Here is a 16,796-nt window from a genome sequence, read left to right on the forward strand (position 1 = left end):
GCCACCGGGCTTTGTTTTTACAACCGCACCGGATCAATATGCCAGATGTTCTCGGCATACTCCTTGATGGTCCTGTCAGACGAGAAATACCCCATGTTGGCGATGTTGTGCATCGCCGCGCTGGTCCACTTCTCCTGCTGACGGTACAGCTCGTCAACTTTATCCTGGCAGTCCACGTAGCTGCGATAATCCGCCAGCACCTGATAGTGGTCGCCAAAGTTAATCAGCGAATCCACCAGATCGCGATAGCGGCCCGGCTCGTCGGGGCTGAACACACCGGTCGCAATCTGCGTCAGGACCTGACGTAGCTCTTCATCCCCTTCATAGAACTCACGCGGGGAGTAGCCTTTCCTGCGCAGCGCCTCCACTTCTTCGGTGGTATTGCCGAAGATAAAGATATTCTCTTCCCCTACGTGCTCCAGCATCTCGACGTTCGCCCCGTCCAGGGTGCCGATGGTCAGCGCGCCGTTGAGGGCAAACTTCATGTTGCTGGTGCCGGACGCTTCCGTCCCCGCCGTGGAGATCTGCTCGGAGAGATCTGCCGCCGGGATGATCAGCTGCGCTAGGCTGACGCTGTAGTTCGGGATGAATACCACCTTCAGCTTGTCGCCAATCTCCGGATCCTGGTTCACCACCTTCGCCACATCGTTGATCAGGTGAATAATGTGCTTCGCCATGTAGTAGGCGGAAGCCGCCTTACCGGCGAAGATCTTCACGCGCGGCACCCACTCTGCGGTTGGATCGGCCTTAATGCGGTTGTAGTGAGTGATCACGTGTAGCACGTTCATCAGCTGACGCTTGTACTCGTGGATGCGCTTAATCTGCACGTCAAACAGCGCTTTCGGGTTTGCGACCACGTTGAGGTGCATCGCCAGCCAGACCGCCAGACGTTTCTTGTTCAGCAGCTTGGCTTCCCGCACGGCCTTGTTCACCGTCGGGAAATCAATATGCTGCTTAAGCTCGCTCAGTTGGCTCAAATCGGTGCGCCAGGTGCGGCCGATATTCTCATCCAGCACGTCAGAGAGCGGCTGGTTGGCCAGCGCCAGCCAGCGGCGCGGCGTAACGCCGTTGGTGACGTTGCAGAAGCGCGTCGGGAAGATCTTCGCGAAGTCCGCAAACAGGGACTGCACCATCAGGTTCGAGTGCAGCTCGGACACGCCGTTGACCTTGTGGCTGATGACAACCGCCAGCCAGGCCATGCGCACGCGACGACCGTTGGATTCATCAATGATCGAGGCACGGCTCAGCAGCCCGGTATCGTTCGGGTACTGCTCCTGCAGCGTCTTGAGGAAGTAGTCGTTGATCTCGAAGATGATTTGCAGGTGGCGCGGCAGAATTTTGCCGAGCATGTCCACCGGCCAGGTCTCCAGCGCTTCGCTCATCAGGGTGTGGTTGGTGTAGGAGAACACCTGGCACGTCACCTCAAACGCGTCGTCCCAACTGAACTTGTGCTCGTCGATCAGCAGGCGCATCAGCTCGGGAATGGAGAGCACCGGATGGGTGTCGTTAAGGTGAATCGCGGTTTTCTCCGCCAGGTTGGCGTAGGTTTTGTGCAGCTGATGGTGGCGGCTGAGGATGTCCTGAATCGTCGCGGAGACGAGGAAATACTCCTGACGCAGGCGCAGCTCGCGCCCGGAGTAGGTTGAGTCATCCGGGTACAGCACGCGGGAGACGTTCTCGGAGTGGTTTTTATCTTCCACCGCCGCAAAGTAGTCGCCCTGGTTAAATTTACCGAGGTTGATTTCGCTACTCGCCTGGGCGTTCCACAGGCGCAGCGTATTGGTCGCATCGGTGTCATAGCCGGGGATGATCTGATCATAGGCCACGGCGAGGATCTCTTCGGTTTCCACCCAGCGGGACTTTTTCCCTTCCTGCTGAATGCGTCCGCCAAAGCGCACCTTGTAGCGCGTGTTGTGGCGCTTGAACTCCCACGGGTTGCCGTATTCCAGCCAGTAGTCCGGGGACTCTTTCTGGCGGCCATCAACGATGTTCTGCTTGAACATGCCGTAGTCGTAGCGAATACCGTAGCCGCGCCCCGGCAGCGCCAGCGTTGCCAGCGAGTCTAGGAAGCAGGCGGCAAGACGGCCGAGACCGCCGTTACCCAGCCCCGGGTCGTTCTCTTCGTCAATCAGCTCTTCTAAATCCAGCCCCATCTCTTCCAGCGCGGTTTTGACGTCGTCGTAGATACCGAGCGACAGCAGCGCGTTGGAGAGGGTGCGGCCAATCAAAAATTCCATCGACAGGTAGTAAACCTGCCGCGTCTCCTGCGAAAGCTGGGCGCGGTTAGAGCGCAGCCAGCGTTCGACCATGCGGTCACGCACCGCAAAAAGGGTGGCGTTCAGCCACTCGTGCTTGTTGGCGATGACCGGATCTTTCCCGATGGTAAACATCAGCTTGTAGGCGATGGAATGCTTTAACGCCTCAACGCTGAGCGTGGGGGAAGAGTAGCTAAATGGAGCGTTCATATCAGTAACTTCGCCTCGTTACATCAAGCGTTGATAAAGGTCGCGGTACGACTGCGCCGCAACGTGCCAGCTAAAGTCCATGGACATCGCCTGACGCTGTACGTAACGCCACAGGGATGGACGGGACCACAAGACGAACGCACGCCGGATCGCCCGAAGCAGCGACCAGGCATTACTGTCCTCAAAAACAAACCCGCTGGCGATGCCGTCCGCCAGGTTTTCGAGAGAGCTATCCGATACCGTATCCGCCAGCCCGCCCGTGCGGCGCACCAGCGGCAGCGTGCCGTATTTCAGGCCGTAGAGCTGCGTCAGGCCGCAGGGTTCGAAACGGCTCGGCACCAGAATCACGTCCGCGCCGCCCATAATGCGGTGCGAGAACGCTTCGTGATAGCCAATCTGCACGCCCACCTGCCCCGGATGTTCCGCGGCGGCGGCGAGGAAACCTTCCTGCAGCACCGGGTCGCCCGCGCCGAGCAGCGCCAGCTGTCCGCCCTGCTCCAGTAAACCGGGCAGCGCCTCCAGCACCAGATCCAGCCCTTTCTGGCTGGTCAGGCGGCTGACCACCGCAAACAGCGGCACCTTGTCGTTGACCTTCAGCCCCATCGCAATTTGCAGCTGGCGTTTGTTTTCGGCTTTATCTTCCACCGAGTCGCGGCCATAGCGCGCGGCCAGCAGGAGATCGGTTTCAGGGCTCCAGATCTGCTCATCCACGCCGTTCAGAATGCCCGACAGGCGGCCTTCACGATGGCGCTGCTGCAGCAGCCCTTCCAGACCGTAGCCAAACTCCGGCTGGGTAATTTCACGCGCGTAGGTGGGGCTCACCGCCGTGATGTGGTCGGCGTAGTACAGCCCGGCCTTCAGGAACGAAATTTGCCCGTTGAACTCCAGCCCGTGCATGTTATAGAACGACCATGGCAGATCGATGTCATTCATATGATGCGCATAGTACATGCCCTGATACGCCAGGTTGTGCACCGTAAACACCGATTTTGCCGGATGCCCTTTTGCCGCCAGATACGCTGGCGCCAGCCCGGCGTGCCAGTCGTGCGCGTGGACCACATCCGGACGCCAGAATGGATCCAGCCCGACGGCCATCTCCGCCCCCACCCAGCCGAGCAGCGCAAAGCGCAGCACGTTGTCGGTATAGGCGAACAGGTTGGTATCGTGATACGGGCTGCCCGGACGGTCGTACAGGTGCGGCGCGTCGATCAGGTAGATCCCTACGCCGTTGTAGTGCCCAAACAGCAGGGTGATGCGTCCGGCAAACGTTTCACGGCGGGTCACGACCTTTGCATCAGGTATGCCGCGCCGGATATCCGGGAAGGCGGGCAGCAGGACACGGGTATCGACTCCACCGGCGATTTGCGCCGCGGGTAATGCACCAAGAACATCCGCCAGGCCGCCCGTTTTTAACAACGGGAACATCTCAGAACATACGTGTAAAACCTGCATCATCGCTCCTGTTTGATCTGCAGCTTCCGCAACATTTCCCGTGTGACTAACACGATCCCCTCTTCAGAACGGTAGAAGCGACGCGCATCTTCTTCCGCGTTTTCACCAATCACCATTCCCTCAGGAATGACGCAGGCGCGGTCGATCACGCAGCGACGCAGACGACACGAACGCCCTACCCAGACATCCGGCAGCAGAACCGCCGAATCGATATTACAGAATGAGTTTATACGCACGCGCGGGAACAGCACGGACTGCACCACCACCGAACCGGAGATGATGCACCCGCCGGAGACCAGCGAGTTCAGGGTCATGCCGTGGCTGCCGGAGCGGTCCTGCACGAACTTCGCCGGCGGCAGGGATTCCATATGGGTACGAATCGGCCAGTTCTGGTCGTACATATCCAGTTCAGGCGTCACGGACGCCAGATCGAGGTTGGCTTTCCAGTACGCTTCCAGGGTTCCCACATCGCGCCAGTAAGGCTCCGCATTCGGGTCGGACTGCACGCAGGACAATGGGAAAGGATGTGCATAGGCCATGCCAGCTTTGGTAATTTTCGGGATGATGTCTTTACCGAAGTCGTGGCTGGAGCTTTCGTCTTTGTCGTCTTCTTCGAGCAGCTCATAAAGATAATCTGCATCAAAGACATAGATCCCCATGCTGGCGAGCGATTTGGTGTCATCGCCTGGCATGGTTGGCGGGTTTGCCGGTTTTTCAACGAAGTCGATAATCTTGTCGTCCGCATCCACGTGCATCACGCCAAACGCCGTCGCCTCGGCAACGGGCACCGGCAGACACGCCACGGTGCAGCGCGCCCCTTTTTCGACGTGGTCGATCAGCATGTGCGAGTAATCCTGCTTGTAGATGTGGTCACCCGCGAGGATCACGATATATTCCGCGCTGTAGCGGCGAATAATGTCGAGGTTTTGGGTCACCGCATCCGCCGTGCCGCGGTACCAGTTTTCCCCGTGAACGCGCTGCTGCGCCGGGAGCAGATCGACAAACTCGTTCATCTCTTCGCTGAAGAATGACCAGCCGCGCTGAATGTGCTGCACCAGGGTGTGCGACTGATACTGCGTAATGACGCCAATGCGGCGAATGCCCGAGTTCAGGCAGTTGGAGAGTGCAAAATCGATAATACGGAACTTACCACCAAAGTGAACGGCCGGCTTGGCGCGCTTGATGGTCAAATCTTTCAGACGGGTACCACGCCCGCCCGCAAGTATCAGGGCAACGGTTTTTAATGGTAGCTGGCGCGCCAACATTAACGGATCGTTCTTCTCTAATCTAACCATGACTAACTCCTTTTTTATCATCTTTGGAATACGCACACTCCGTGCGCAGGCCCGTGCCAGACAGCCATTACTACCGGATTATCCGCTCCGGCAAAGGGGGGAACAGCTCGCCACTCCCCGTCAGGTAAAAAAATCTCTGCGACGTCGTCCGTCGCGTTCAGCGTCACCAGCCACTTATCCGAAAGCAGGATTTGCAGGCAGGTGATGCCGTGTTGCCACTCTTGCGCGCTCAACGGCTGCGCGTCTTTATTCAGCCAGCTAACGTTGCCGTCGCCCTCTTCCCACCAGCTGTCGGCGGTAAGGGCGGGGATCTGCTGGCGAAGGTGGATCAGCGCCGCGGTGAAATGGGTCAACCCGCTGTTCGCTTCCCCCCAGTCGAGCCAGGTTAAGGTATTGTCCTGGCAATAGGCGTTGTTATTGCCGTGCTGGCTGTGGCCGTGCTCGTCGCCCGCCAGCAGCATCGGTGTGCCCTGAGACAGCAAAAGCGTCGTCAGCAGCGCATGAACGCTGGCGCGTCGCCGCTCGATCACATCCAGACTTCCGCCTAACCCTTCTATACCATGATTGAAGCTATGGTTATTGTTAGTGCCATCGCGATTCTCTTCGCCGTTGGCCTCATTGTGTTTCTGATTGAAACAAACGCAGTCGCGCAGCGTAAAACCGTCATGCGCCGTCACCAGGTTGATGGTGGCCGACGGACGTTTTCCGTCGCGCTTAAAGAGATCGCTGGAGCCGGCAAAGCGTCCGGCGAACTCGCCCAGCGACAGATCGCGCGCCAGCCAGAAGCGGCGGATGGCATCGCGGTAGTGGTCGTTCCACTCGGCAAACAGCGGCGGGAAGTTCCCCACCTGATAACCGCCTTCACCGATGTCCCACGGCTCTGCGATGAGCTTCACCGTTGAGAGCACCGGGCAGTTTTTTATCGCCTCAAACAGCGGCGCCTGCTGGCTAAATGCTGGAGTGCGCCCCATCACGGGCGCCAGGTCGAAACGAAAACCGTCCACGTGGAACGTTTCAACCCAGTATTTCAGGCACTCGTACGCGTAATGCGTGACCGCCGGATGGCTGAGGTTGAGGGTGTTACCGCACCCGGTCCAGTTCTCGTAATCGCCATCTTCCCTGATCCAATAATAGCTACGGTTATCGATTCCGCGCTGTGAGAGCGTCGGGCCGTCAAGATCGCTTTCCGCACTGTGGTTCAGCACCACGTCCAGAATGACCTCAATGCCCGCGGCGTGGAGCGCCTTCACCGCGTCGCGAAACTCGTCCCGCGCTTTCTCCGGATGCACCGCGTAGCGCGGGTCGAGAGCGAACATCGCCAGCGGGTTGTAGCCCCAGTAGTTGCTTAACCCAAGACGCTGAAGACGCGGCTCGCTGGCGAAATGCGCCACCGGAAGCAGCTCCAGCGCGGTGATGCCCAAATGCTTCAGGTAAGCGACCATGGTCGGATGCCCCAGCGCTTTGTAGGTGCCGCGCATCTCTTTGGGGATCGACGGGTGCAGGTAGGTCAGCCCTTTGACGTGCGCTTCATAGATGACGGTGTTACCCCACGGCGTGCACGGCGGGGCATCGTCTTCCCAGTCGTAGAGATCGTGCACCACCGCGCTTTTCGGCGCGACGGGCGCGCTGTCGCGGTGGTCCGGTTCGCCGTAGCCGACGTGGAACAGCGGGTCGTCTTTAAACTCGCCGTCCACGCGGCGCGCGCACGGGTCAATCAGCAGCTTCGCCGGGTTAAACCAGTGCCCCTGAGAAGGCTCCCACGGGCCGTGTACGCGAAAACCGTAGTGCATTCCCGGACGCCCGCCGGACAGGTAACCGTGCCAGATGTCTCCCGTGCGGGACGGTAAATCGTAACGGTGCTCGTTACCCTCCCCGTCAAACACGCAGAGCTCCACCCGCTCCGCGTGAGCAGAAAAGAGCGTGAAGTTCACCCCCTTTCCGTCAAAACTCGCGCCGAGCGGTTCGGGTTTACCTGCCGTAAGCTGCGTCATTCTCCCTCCCGCATCAGCCAGATGGTGCCAAGCGGCGGCAGCGTCAGGCTCAGGGAGTTTGGACGCCCGTGGCTTTCAATCGCATCGCTCTGCACCAGCCCGCCATTACCGGCGTTACTGCCGTGGTAATGCATGGAATCGGTATTCAGGATCTCGCGCCATTTGCCCGGCTGGTTAATGCCGAAGCGGTAGTGTTCGCGCGGCACCGGCGTGAAGTTGCTGGCGACGATAATCTCGTTGCCCGCTTTATCGCGACGTGCAAAGACAAACACCGAGCGCTCGTGGTCGTCCACCACCAGCCACTCAAAGCCGTACGGGTCGAAGTCCAGCTCGTGTAGCGCTTTGTGGTGGCGGTAGGTCAGGTTCAGGTCGCGCACCAGACGCTGTACGCCGTGGTGCCAGTTGTCGCCGCCCTCCAGCAGATGCCAGTCGAGGCTGGTGTCGTGGTTCCACTCGCGACCCTGGGCGAACTCATTGCCCATAAACAGCAGCTTTTTGCCCGGGAAGGCAAACATCCAGCCGTAGTAGGCGCGCAGGTTGGCAAACTTCTGCCACGCGTCGCCCGGCATGCGGTCGAGAATGGATTTTTTGCCGTGCACCACTTCATCATGCGACAGCGGCAGCATGAAGTTTTCGGTGTAGTTGTAGAGCAGCCCGAAGGTGAGCTTATCGTGGTGATACTGACGATAAACCGGGTCGAGCTTCATGTAGTCGAGCGTGTCGTGCATCCAGCCCAGGTTCCACTTGTACCAGAACCCCAGGCCGCCTGATGACGGAGGGCGGGAGACGCCCGCAAAGTCCGTCGACTCTTCCGCCATGGTCACGGCGCCTTCCACCTGCTCGCCAATGATGCGGTTGGTGTTGCGCAGAAATTCAATCGCTTCGAGGTTTTCACGGCCGCCATACTCGTTCGGGATCCACTCTCCCTCTTTGCGGCTGTAGTCGCGGTAGATCATCGAGGCCACCGCATCCACGCGCAGGGCATCAATGCCGAAGCGTTCGATCCAGTACAGCGCATTCCCCACCAGGTAATTCGACACTTCACGGCGACCGTAGTTGTAGATCAGCGTGTTCCAGTCCTGGTGATAGCCTTCGCGCGGGTCGCTGTGCTCGTACAGCTTCGTGCCGTCGAACTCTGCCAGCGCAAAATCGTCCGACGGGAAATGGCCCGGGACCCAGTCGAGGATCACATTCAGCCCGGCGGCGTGCGCGGCATCAATGAAATAGCGGAAATCATCGCGCGTGCCGAAGCGCCGCGTGGGCGCATACAGCCCGGTGGGCTGATAGCCCCAGCTGCCGTCGAACGGGTGCTCGTTAACCGGCAGCAGTTCGAGGTGGGTAAAGCCCATCCATTTGGCGTACGGCACCAGCTGGTCGGCGAGCTCCCGGTAGCTGAGCCAGAAGTTGTTATCGGTGTGGCGGCGCCAGGAGCCGAGATGCACTTCGTAAACGGAGATCGGCGCATCAAAGCGGTTGGCCTGCTTGCGCTCCTCGGTCTGAACGACCTTCTCCGGCAGGCCGCAGATCAGCGATGCGGTATCCGGGCGCATCTGCGCCTCGAAGGCGTACGGGTCGGCTTTAATGCGCAGCTTGCCGTGCGCGTCGATCATCTCAAATTTGTAGAGCTGGCCGTTATGCGCCCCGGGGATAAACAGCTCCCAGATGCCCGTCTCACGGCGCAGGCGCATCGGGTGGCGGCGACCGTCCCAGTAGTTGAACTGCCCAACGACGGAGACGCGCTGGGCGTTTGGCGCCCATACGGCAAAGCGCGTGCCGGTGATACCGTCCATGGTATCCGCATGGGCACCCAGCGTTTCGTAGGGGCGTAAATGGGTCCCTTCGGACAGCAGCCAGGCATCCATCTCTTTTAAGAGCGGCCCAAAGCTGTAGGGATCGTCAATCAGGTTTTGCTGGCCGTGCCAGATAACGGCAAGCTGATAGCGAAAGGGGTTTTTACGGCGGGGCATGACGCCCGAGAAGAAGCCGCGCGAGTCGAGGCATTCCAGATTACCCACCTTGCGGCCGGTTTTGGGTTCGATAACCCACACTTCTGTCGCATCCGGCAACAGCGCCCGAACTTCCAGTCCGGCCTCTGTACGGTGCATCCCTAGCACAGAAAAGGGGTCGGCAAAATGACCCGCAATAAGCGCATTAATCACGTCTCTCGAAATACGATCGGACATGGTATTCATCCTGTTTTTTTATGTCGCCCTTTTTACGCGCTCCGGGACGACTTTTAATGTGACCTAAACGGTGCAGTTGATCCTCTCTGCTCCGCCCTACCCTCAGGTGAGAAATAAATCTTCCTTAAAGCATAGCCAACGTCGTGGTTCCTCCTGATAAAAAATAAGACATCTGCGTTTTACTCCATGTAGTACGCAAAAAAGGGGGTGACAATCACCCCCCGTGTTTAACAAATTATTACGCCAGCTGGCGCAGCATGCGGCGCAGCGGCTCGGCGGCCCCCCACAGGAGCTGGTCGCCGACGGTGAACGCGGAGAGATACTCCGGCCCCATGTTCAGCTTGCGCAGGCGGCCAACCGGCGTGGTCAGCGTGCCGGTAACGGCAGCCGGGGTCAGTTCACGCATGGTGATATCGCGATCGTTTGGTACCACTTTCGCCCACGGGTTGTGCGCGGCCAGCAGCTCTTCCACGGTCGGAATAGACACATCTTTTTTCAGTTTAATGGTGAAGGCCTGGCTGTGGCAGCGCAGCGCGCCGATACGCACGCACAGACCGTCAACCGGAATGGTATTCGCGGTGGCGAGAATTTTGTTGGTCTCCGCCTGGCCCTTCCACTCTTCGCGGGTCTGGCCGTTATCCAGCTGTTTGTCGATCCACGGGATCAGACCGCCGGCCAGCGGTACGCCGAAGTTATCCACCGGCAGCTCGCCGCTGCGGGTCAGCTGAGTGACTTTGCGCTCGATGTCGAGGATGGCGGACGCCGGGTTTGCCAGCTCGGTCGCGACGCTTTGGTGCAGCTGGCCCATCTGGGTCAGCAGCTCGCGCATGTGGCGCGCGCCGCCGCCGGACGCGGCCTGGTAGGTCGCCACGGAGACCCACTCCACCAGGTCCTGCGCGAACAGGCCGCCGAGTGACATCAGCATCAGGCTGACGGTGCAGTTGCCGCCAACAAAGGTTTTCACGCCGTTGTTCAGGCCGTCGGTGATGACGTCCTGGTTAACCGTGTCGAGAATAATGATGGCATCGTCTTTCATGCGCAGTGAAGAGGCCGCGTCAATCCAGTAGCCCTGCCAGCCGCTTTCACGCAGCTTTGGATAGATTTCGTTGGTATAATCGCCGCCCTGGCAGGTCACAATAATGTCGAGTGCCTTCAGCGCTTCCAGATCGTAAGCGTCCTGCAACGTGCCTGTGGTACCACCAAAGGACGGAGCAGCCTGGCCGAGCTGGGAAGTGGAGAAGAAGACCGGGCGGATAGCGTCGAAATCGCGCTCTTCAACCATGCGTTGCATGAGTACAGAGCCGACCATACCGCGCCAGCCGATGAAACCAACGTTTTTCATAGCATTTTTTTCCTGCTGAGGGTGTGTGCTGATTGTGCAAGCCAGTATTGAACTGGGATATGCTTCACATTACAAAATGCTGCCAAAGTCGCAAGCGAAATTAATCGATGATTGCCCGGCAATCAGAAATACAGCTAATTATCATAATAACCATAGAGAGTTTCAGGGATAATTTACATGAGTGAAATCATTTCAGCAGCGGTTTTATTGATCCTGATAATGGATCCACTGGGCAACCTGCCCATCTTCATGTCGGTGCTGAAGCACACCGAGCCGAAGCGCCGCCGGGCGATCATGATCCGCGAGCTGCTTATTGCCCTGCTGGTGATGTTTATCTTCCTGTTTGCCGGTGAAAAAATCCTCGCGTTCCTGAACCTGCGCGCCGAAACGGTCTCTATTTCCGGCGGGATTATTCTCTTCCTGATTGCCATTAAGATGATCTTCCCGAGCGCCGAAGGCAGCAGCAGCGGCCTGCCCGCGGGCGAAGAGCCGTTTATCGTGCCGCTGGCGATTCCCCTCGTCGCGGGGCCAACCATTCTGGCGACGCTGATGCTGCTGTCGCATCAGTATCCGAATCAGATGAGCCATCTGGTGATTGCCCTGCTGATTGCCTGGGGCGGAACATTTATTATTCTGCTACAGTCGTCGCTGTTCCTGCGCCTGCTTGGTGAGAAAGGGGTGAACGCGCTGGAGCGTCTGATGGGGCTGATTCTGGTAATGATGGCGACGCAGATGTTCCTGGACGGCATCCGGGCGTGGATGAAAGGCTAGCAAGGTAAAAGCAAAATGGCCACTGCGTGGCCATTTTTAGTGTTTGCCCCCTCTCCCCGTGGGCTGAGGGTTCCCCAGTAATTTTTAAGCAGAAGCATTAACGTTGTTTCAGAACGATTTAAGGCTTTCTGCGATGCTCTGGTCCGGCTGTAAATCGCTGAGGCGTTTCCTGAAGGCCGGGGCGAGGCGCATGGATGCGCCGAGAGGGCGGGCTTTACAGGGATGTTACCTCCGCCCGTCCCCGATAAGCCGAAAGGAATTAGCCGAAGGTACCGCGTAGCGGCGATTTACCGCCGGGAGCCCGGGTAGCCAGGGCGGTGGCGATTGAGCCGCCCTGGCACGTTCACCGAAACAGCATTTACAGAGTAGCAAGGAACATAAAGTGAACGGAATGACCACCACTGCCGTATGTTCCCCTCACCCTCAACCTCTCCCCAAAGAAGTGAGGGCCACTCAGCAATGGTTAACCCTTACGAATCAAATACCGGTACGGCAGCGTTTCCGTCTGCTGTGCCACCAGTTCATGCTCCATAAAGGTACAAAAACCGGGAATATCGCGCGTGGTGGCCGGATCGTCGGCAATAATCAGCAGCGTTTCACCGGTCTGCATGTTACGCACGGTCTTACGTACCATCATTACCGGCTCCGGGCAGCGAAGGCCCTGGGCATCAAGGGTGTGGTCTGGGCTGGAAAACAGGTCGGTCATGATCTTCTCGGTCAGATAAAAACGGCAGTAGTTTACGCCCCGGCGCGGGCAATGCAAACCAGGTTAACGATTGCGCAAAAACTAACCATTGCAAAGTCCAGCCAAAGCAGTATCATGCTGCGGTTTTTATTGGGTTCCCTCACCCCAACGTATAAAAAGGTCACAATATGACGCAGTTCTCTGAATCACAGCGCGTAAAAGCGTTGTTCTGGCTTTCGCTTTTCCATTTGCTGGTGATCACCTCCAGCAACTACCTGGTGCAGCTCCCGATCTCCATTTTTGGTTTTCATACCACCTGGGGCGCATTCAGCTTTCCGTTTATTTTCCTCGCCACCGATCTGACCGTGCGTATCTTCGGCGCACCGCTGGCACGCCGCATTATCTTTGCGGTCATGCTTCCGGCGCTGTTCATCTCGTACGTGATCTCCTCCCTGTTTTACATGGGAAGCTGGCAAGGCTTTGAGGCGCTGACACACTTCAACCTGTTTGTCGCCCGTATCGCCGCGGCAAGCTTTATGGCCTACGCGCTGGGGCAGATCCTCGACGTGCACGTGTTTAACCGCCTGCGTCAGAATCACCGCTGGTGGATGGCGCCGACCGCGTCCACGCTGTTCGGCAACGTGAGCGATACGCTGGCCTTCTTCTTCATCGCCTTCTGGCGCAGCCCGGATGCCTTTATGGCCGAGCACTGGATGGAGATCGCGCTGGTGGACTACTGCTTCAAGGTGCTCATCAGCATTGTTTTCTTCCTGCCGATGTACGGCGTGCTGCTGAATATGCTGCTGAAAAGGCTGGCAGATAAATCTGAAATCACGGCATTGCAGGCTGGTTAAGGGTTCGCTTTATCAGTTGTGATAAGATGGGTGAATGAGCCGCTATGGCCGTTTATCGAAAGGAAGAAGTCAATGCGCAATCTGGTTAAATATGTCGGGATTGGCCTGCTGGTTGTGGGTCTTGCAGCCTGTGATAACAGCGACACGAAAACGCCTGCTCAGGGCGCATCCGCAGAAAGCAACGCGACCGGTCAGCCGGTGAATCTGATGGATGGCAAACTCAGTTTCTCTCTGCCAGCCGATATGACTGACCAGAGCGGCAAGCTGGGCACCCAGGCGAATAACATGCATGTTTACTCCGACGCAACCGGCCAGAAAGCGGTCATTGTGATTGTGGGCGACGACACCAGCGAAGACCTGGCCGTCCTGTCCAAACGTCTGGAAGATCAGCAGCGCGGCCGCGACCCGCAGCTGCAGGTGGTAACCAATAAATCCATCGAGCTGAAAGGCCATAAGCTGCAGCAGCTGGACAGCATCATCTCCGCAAAGGGCCAGACCGCCTGGTCTTCTGTGGTGCTGGGCAAGGTTGATAACAAACTGCTGACCCTGCAGATCACCCTGCCAGCGGAAGATCAGCAGAAAGCGCAGACGGCTGCTGAAAACATCATTAACACCATCGTGATCCAGTAACCCTTCACGACGATGACGTGGCCTCCGGTGCCTGCACCGGGGGCCATTTTTTTAGCCGCCACGTCAGCAGCAGGGCAATTATCACCAGACCCGCCGCGGCAAGATAGATCACCGGTACCCCCGCCCAGGCCATCACCAGCCCCGCCAGCGGCCCGGTTATGCCTAAAGACATATCCATAAATACCGTATAGGTCGCCAGCGCCGCCCCCTGGTTCTGCTGCGGCACCGCTTTAACCGCCACCACGCCCAGTGCCGGGAAGACCAGAGAGAAACCGGCTCCCGCCAGGAAGACGCCAATTTTCGCCATCCAGGGCGCGCTGGCGATGCCGGTTAACAGCAGCCCGACAATCTCTACCGTAAAGCAAATCATCGCCACGTTCAGCCCGCCCAGACGGTTGATACCGTTCGGGAAAAGCAGGCGTGCGCCAACAAACGCACCGCTGAAGAGGGTTAACGCAAAGGCCGCGCCCTCCCAGCCTTTGGCGTCATAAAACAGGGTAATGAAGGTCGCAATGACGCCGAAGCCGGTGGTCGCCAGGGCCAGCGCCATGCCGTACGGCCAGACGCGCCCCAGCACGGCCCGAAACGGCAGCGGCTTGCCCTTGCTGGCCTTCACCTTCGGGCGCGGCAGCGCAAACAGTATCGCCACAAGCGCGACCGTTATAATGGTCAGCGACAGTCCATACAGACCGCCAAAGGTGTAACAGGCCACGCCAAGCGGCGCGCCGAGCGCCATCGCCCCGTAGGTGACGATCCCGTTCCACGAGATAACCCGGCCAATGTGTGGTGCACCGACAACCCCCACACCCCATAGCGTCGAGCCGGTTCCTGCCAGGCTTTGCCCAATCCCGAGAATGACGCGGCCCAGGCAAAGCAGCGCCAGGCTGACCAGCGGCCAGTGGCTGGTAGCGGCAGCCAACAGGTAGCTCAGACCACTGAGGAAACAGCCGCACAATCCCACTACCACAATGCTTTTGGGACCGAACAGGTCGGCGTAGCGCCCGGCGTGCGGGCGGCTAAGGAGCGTGGCGAAATACTGGAGGCTGATGACCAGCCCCGCCCAGAACGCGCTAAAACCCATCACGTCATGGACGTAGCCCGGCAGAACCGCCAGCGGCAGGCCGATCGTTAAATAGCTGGCAAAGTTGAAGATAACGACGGAAACAATGCGCAGATTGAGGCGCAATCCGCTCAGCGCCGGTTCGGCGGCAGGTTCTGGCATGGGGTTCTACCTGAATTTTTTGCAACAGTGTTTCACTATTACCACGGAGCAATAAGAAAATCAGCCCCGACTTTCAGATTATCGGTGCCAGACGAAGCGGCCCTAAGGCACTACACTTATCGGGTCATCTTATTAAGGAACGCGCATGTTAGCTCCCCAGCCCGATAAAGCAGGACTCCACATCTTATTAAAACTCGCCTGTCTGGTGGTTATCCTTGCGGGTATACATGCTGCCGCTGACATTATCGTCCAGCTCCTGCTGGCGCTCTTTTTTGCCATTGTCCTCAATCCGCTGGTGACCTGGTTTTTACGCCGGGGCGTGAGCCGCCCGGTGGCCATCACCATCGTGGTTATCGTGATGCTGATTGGCCTGACGGCGCTCTTCGGCGTACTGGCGGCATCGCTGAGCGAATTCTCCACCATGTTGCCGCAGTACAATAAAGAGCTGACACGTAAAATCGTCGCGCTGCAGGAGATGATGCCCTTTCTTAACCTGCATATTTCGCCAGAACGGATGCTGCGCAGGATGGATTCCGAGAAGGTCATGACTTACGCCACCACGCTGATGACCGGTCTTTCCGGCGCGATGGCCAGCATTTTGCTGCTGGTCATGACGGTGGTGTTTATGCTGTTCGAAGTGCGCCATGTTCCGTATAAGCTGCGCTTTGCTTTAAATAACCCGCAAATACACATTGCCGGCCTACACCGCGCCTTAAAGGGCGTCTCCAAATATCTGGCGCTGAAAACGCTGCTAAGCGTCTGGACCGGGATTATTGTCTGGCTGGGGCTGATGCTGATGGATGTTCAGTTCGCGCTGATGTGGGGGGTGCTGGCGTTTCTGCTGAACTACGTGCCGAATATTGGCGCGGTGCTTTCCGCCGTGCCGCCGATGATTCAGGCGTTTCTGTTTAACGGTTTCTACGAATGTATGCTGGTCGGGGCGCTGTTCCTCGTCGTGCATATGGTGCTGGGCAACATTCTTGAACCGCGCATGATGGGGCATCGGCTGGGCATGTCGACGCTGGTCGTCTTTTTATCCTTACTCGTGTGGGGATGGCTGCTGGGCCCTGTCGGCATGCTGCTGTCGGTCCCGCTGACCAGCGTATGTAAAATCTGGATGGAAACCACCAAAGGGGGCAGCAAGCTGGCGATCCTGCTTGGGCCGGGGCGGCCGAAAAGCCGGTTGCCGGGGTAACGTATCTGTCTGTGTAAACGGGTTTTATACCGTCAAATACCGCGACGCTCACCGTCGCGGTATTTTTATTTGCGTTAAGGCTTATTCCTTCCGTTTTTTATCAACTCATCCAGATTTCGCTTAAATGCAACACCCCTTAAATCAAATTAAAAAAAACGGAATGATTAATTATTTTGCGTGATATTATACCCCGCCTTAGCGACGACGTAATGTAAACATTAATATTGATTAAAAACACACCTGACTTAATCCCTAAGCCTGGTGATGCTTATTTGTAAAAAACACTACCTTTAATTGTTATTATTTATATGGAGTTGTTGATGAAAAAGCTCGTTAAATGGTGCGCTGCCGCCGTATTCGTTGGCGCACTGGCTGGCTGTGCGCGTACCGCCCCTATTGCTCAGGTTCACTCTGTCGTGAGCGCGGGTCATACTGCCGATCAGGTGAAAACAGCCATTTTGAAAGCAGGCCAGAAGCGTGACTGGATCATGACGGAAGCGGGCCCGGGCGTGATTAAGGGCCGTCTGCAGGCACGCGATCACTCGGTCCAGGTGCGTATTCCCTACTCTGCGACAAGTTATTCAATTAATTACGAAAGCAGCCTGAACCTGAAAGCGGCAGACGGTAAAATTCACAAAAATTATAACCGCTGGGTGAACAACCTCGACCACGATATTCAGCTGAACCTTTCTGCGGGTGCCGCGCTGTAAT

General features: G+C 57.8%; 13 protein-coding genes. 5 read left to right on the top strand and 8 right to left on the bottom strand.

The annotated features are described in order from the left end of the window. Nucleotides 1–17: 17 nt before the first annotated feature. The 6 genes from glgP to asd all read right to left on the bottom strand — a co-directional run bounded on the left by glgP (nucleotide 18) and on the right by asd (nucleotide 10,728). Nucleotides 18–2,465: a glycogen phosphorylase gene (glgP, locus tag ACMGGH_RS03765; RefSeq protein ID WP_041911899.1), complete on the bottom strand. Its 2,448-nt coding sequence runs from the start codon at nucleotides 2,463–2,465 to the stop codon at nucleotides 18–20. 18 nt (nucleotides 2,466–2,483) lie between these two features. Continuing rightward, on the bottom strand, nucleotides 2,484–3,917 hold the full coding sequence (glgA, locus tag ACMGGH_RS03770) for a glycogen synthase GlgA (protein WP_061096850.1): 1,434 nt from the start codon (nucleotides 3,915–3,917) through the stop codon (nucleotides 2,484–2,486). Further along, nucleotides 3,917–5,212, bottom strand: coding sequence for a glucose-1-phosphate adenylyltransferase (gene glgC, locus ACMGGH_RS03775; protein WP_028014690.1), 1,296 nt, complete (start codon nucleotides 5,210–5,212; stop codon nucleotides 3,917–3,919). The genes glgA and glgC overlap by 1 nt, the downstream gene beginning before the upstream one ends. A gap of 17 nt (nucleotides 5,213–5,229) precedes the next feature. Beyond that, the gene (gene glgX, locus ACMGGH_RS03780) at nucleotides 5,230–7,203 is read right to left on the bottom strand and encodes a glycogen debranching protein GlgX (protein WP_232949144.1); all 1,974 of its coding nucleotides are present in this window, start codon (nucleotides 7,201–7,203) and stop codon (nucleotides 5,230–5,232) included. Continuing rightward, entirely contained in the window at nucleotides 7,200–9,386 is a 2,187-nt protein-coding gene (gene glgB / locus ACMGGH_RS03785; RefSeq protein ID WP_232949143.1) for a 1,4-alpha-glucan branching enzyme, read from the bottom strand. Before glgB ends, glgX begins: the two co-directional genes overlap by 4 nt. Before the next feature lie 238 nt (nucleotides 9,387–9,624). Next, on the bottom strand, nucleotides 9,625–10,728 hold the full coding sequence (gene asd, locus ACMGGH_RS03790; RefSeq protein ID WP_232949142.1) for an aspartate-semialdehyde dehydrogenase: 1,104 nt from the start codon (nucleotides 10,726–10,728) through the stop codon (nucleotides 9,625–9,627). A 177-nt stretch (nucleotides 10,729–10,905) separates the two neighbouring features. Between asd and yhgN the strand changes: the two genes are divergently transcribed. Next, nucleotides 10,906–11,499, top strand: coding sequence for an NAAT family transporter YhgN (yhgN, locus tag ACMGGH_RS03795; protein ID WP_003861574.1), 594 nt, complete (start codon nucleotides 10,906–10,908; stop codon nucleotides 11,497–11,499). A gap of 463 nt (nucleotides 11,500–11,962) precedes the next feature. Here yhgN and tusA read toward each other — a convergent pair whose 3' ends face one another. After that, a complete protein-coding gene (tusA, locus tag ACMGGH_RS03800; protein ID WP_032653764.1) occupies nucleotides 11,963–12,205 on the bottom strand; it encodes a sulfurtransferase TusA in 243 nt (80 codons plus the stop codon). A 167-nt stretch (nucleotides 12,206–12,372) separates the two neighbouring features. Between tusA and ACMGGH_RS03805 the strand changes: the two genes are divergently transcribed. Together ACMGGH_RS03805 and ACMGGH_RS03810 are read left to right on the top strand one after the other, a co-directional pair. Next, nucleotides 12,373–13,038, top strand: a complete 666-nt coding sequence (locus ACMGGH_RS03805; protein WP_028014693.1) for a 7-cyano-7-deazaguanine/7-aminomethyl-7-deazaguanine transporter — start codon at nucleotides 12,373–12,375, stop codon at nucleotides 13,036–13,038. Nucleotides 13,039–13,110: 72 nt separating this feature from the next. After that, nucleotides 13,111–13,668, top strand: a complete 558-nt coding sequence (locus tag ACMGGH_RS03810; protein WP_028014694.1) for a DcrB family lipoprotein — start codon at nucleotides 13,111–13,113, stop codon at nucleotides 13,666–13,668. A 4-nt stretch (nucleotides 13,669–13,672) separates the two neighbouring features. Here the strand turns inward: ACMGGH_RS03810 and ACMGGH_RS03815 are convergent, their stop codons facing one another. After that, nucleotides 13,673–14,890 (bottom strand): MFS transporter, encoded by a 1,218-nt coding sequence (locus ACMGGH_RS03815; RefSeq protein WP_232949141.1) that lies wholly within the window; start codon nucleotides 14,888–14,890, stop codon nucleotides 13,673–13,675. A 145-nt stretch (nucleotides 14,891–15,035) separates the two neighbouring features. Here ACMGGH_RS03815 and ACMGGH_RS03820 point away from each other — a divergent pair, with 145 nt between their 5' ends. Further along, entirely contained in the window at nucleotides 15,036–16,085 is a 1,050-nt protein-coding gene (locus ACMGGH_RS03820; RefSeq protein ID WP_028014696.1) for an AI-2E family transporter, read from the top strand. A gap of 320 nt (nucleotides 16,086–16,405) precedes the next feature. Beyond that, nucleotides 16,406–16,795, top strand: a complete 390-nt coding sequence (locus tag ACMGGH_RS03825; RefSeq protein WP_048957384.1) for a hypothetical protein — start codon at nucleotides 16,406–16,408, stop codon at nucleotides 16,793–16,795. The last annotated feature ends 1 nt before the right edge of the window (nucleotide 16,796 follow it).

Origin of the sequence: Enterobacter sp. BNK-16 (assembly GCF_048684955.1) — a bacterium.
GTDB lineage: Bacteria > Pseudomonadota > Gammaproteobacteria > Enterobacterales > Enterobacteriaceae > Enterobacter > Enterobacter bugandensis.

What these genes read in the sequence shown, in the direction of transcription:
- glgP (WP_041911899.1), bottom strand. Translation starts at nt 2,465, where the DNA reads ATGAACGCTCCATTTAGCTACTCTTCCCCCACGCTCAGCGTTGAGGCG.
- glgA (WP_061096850.1), bottom strand. Translation starts at nt 3,917, where the DNA reads ATGCAGGTTTTACACGTATGTTCTGAGATGTTCCCGTTGTTAAAAACG.
- glgC (WP_028014690.1), bottom strand. Translation starts at nt 5,212, where the DNA reads ATGGTTAGATTAGAGAAGAACGATCCGTTAATGTTGGCGCGCCAGCTA.
- glgX (WP_232949144.1), bottom strand. Translation starts at nt 7,203, where the DNA reads ATGACGCAGCTTACGGCAGGTAAACCCGAACCGCTCGGCGCGAGTTTT.
- glgB (WP_232949143.1), bottom strand. Translation starts at nt 9,386, where the DNA reads ATGTCCGATCGTATTTCGAGAGACGTGATTAATGCGCTTATTGCGGGT.
- asd (WP_232949142.1), bottom strand. Translation starts at nt 10,728, where the DNA reads ATGAAAAACGTTGGTTTCATCGGCTGGCGCGGTATGGTCGGCTCTGTA.
- yhgN (WP_003861574.1), top strand. Translation starts at nt 10,906, where the DNA reads ATGAGTGAAATCATTTCAGCAGCGGTTTTATTGATCCTGATAATGGAT.
- tusA (WP_032653764.1), bottom strand. Translation starts at nt 12,205, where the DNA reads ATGACCGACCTGTTTTCCAGCCCAGACCACACCCTTGATGCCCAGGGC.
- ACMGGH_RS03805 (WP_028014693.1), top strand. Translation starts at nt 12,373, where the DNA reads ATGACGCAGTTCTCTGAATCACAGCGCGTAAAAGCGTTGTTCTGGCTT.
- ACMGGH_RS03810 (WP_028014694.1), top strand. Translation starts at nt 13,111, where the DNA reads ATGCGCAATCTGGTTAAATATGTCGGGATTGGCCTGCTGGTTGTGGGT.
- ACMGGH_RS03815 (WP_232949141.1), bottom strand. Translation starts at nt 14,890, where the DNA reads ATGCCAGAACCTGCCGCCGAACCGGCGCTGAGCGGATTGCGCCTCAAT.
- ACMGGH_RS03820 (WP_028014696.1), top strand. Translation starts at nt 15,036, where the DNA reads ATGTTAGCTCCCCAGCCCGATAAAGCAGGACTCCACATCTTATTAAAA.
- ACMGGH_RS03825 (WP_048957384.1), top strand. Translation starts at nt 16,406, where the DNA reads ATGAAAAAGCTCGTTAAATGGTGCGCTGCCGCCGTATTCGTTGGCGCA.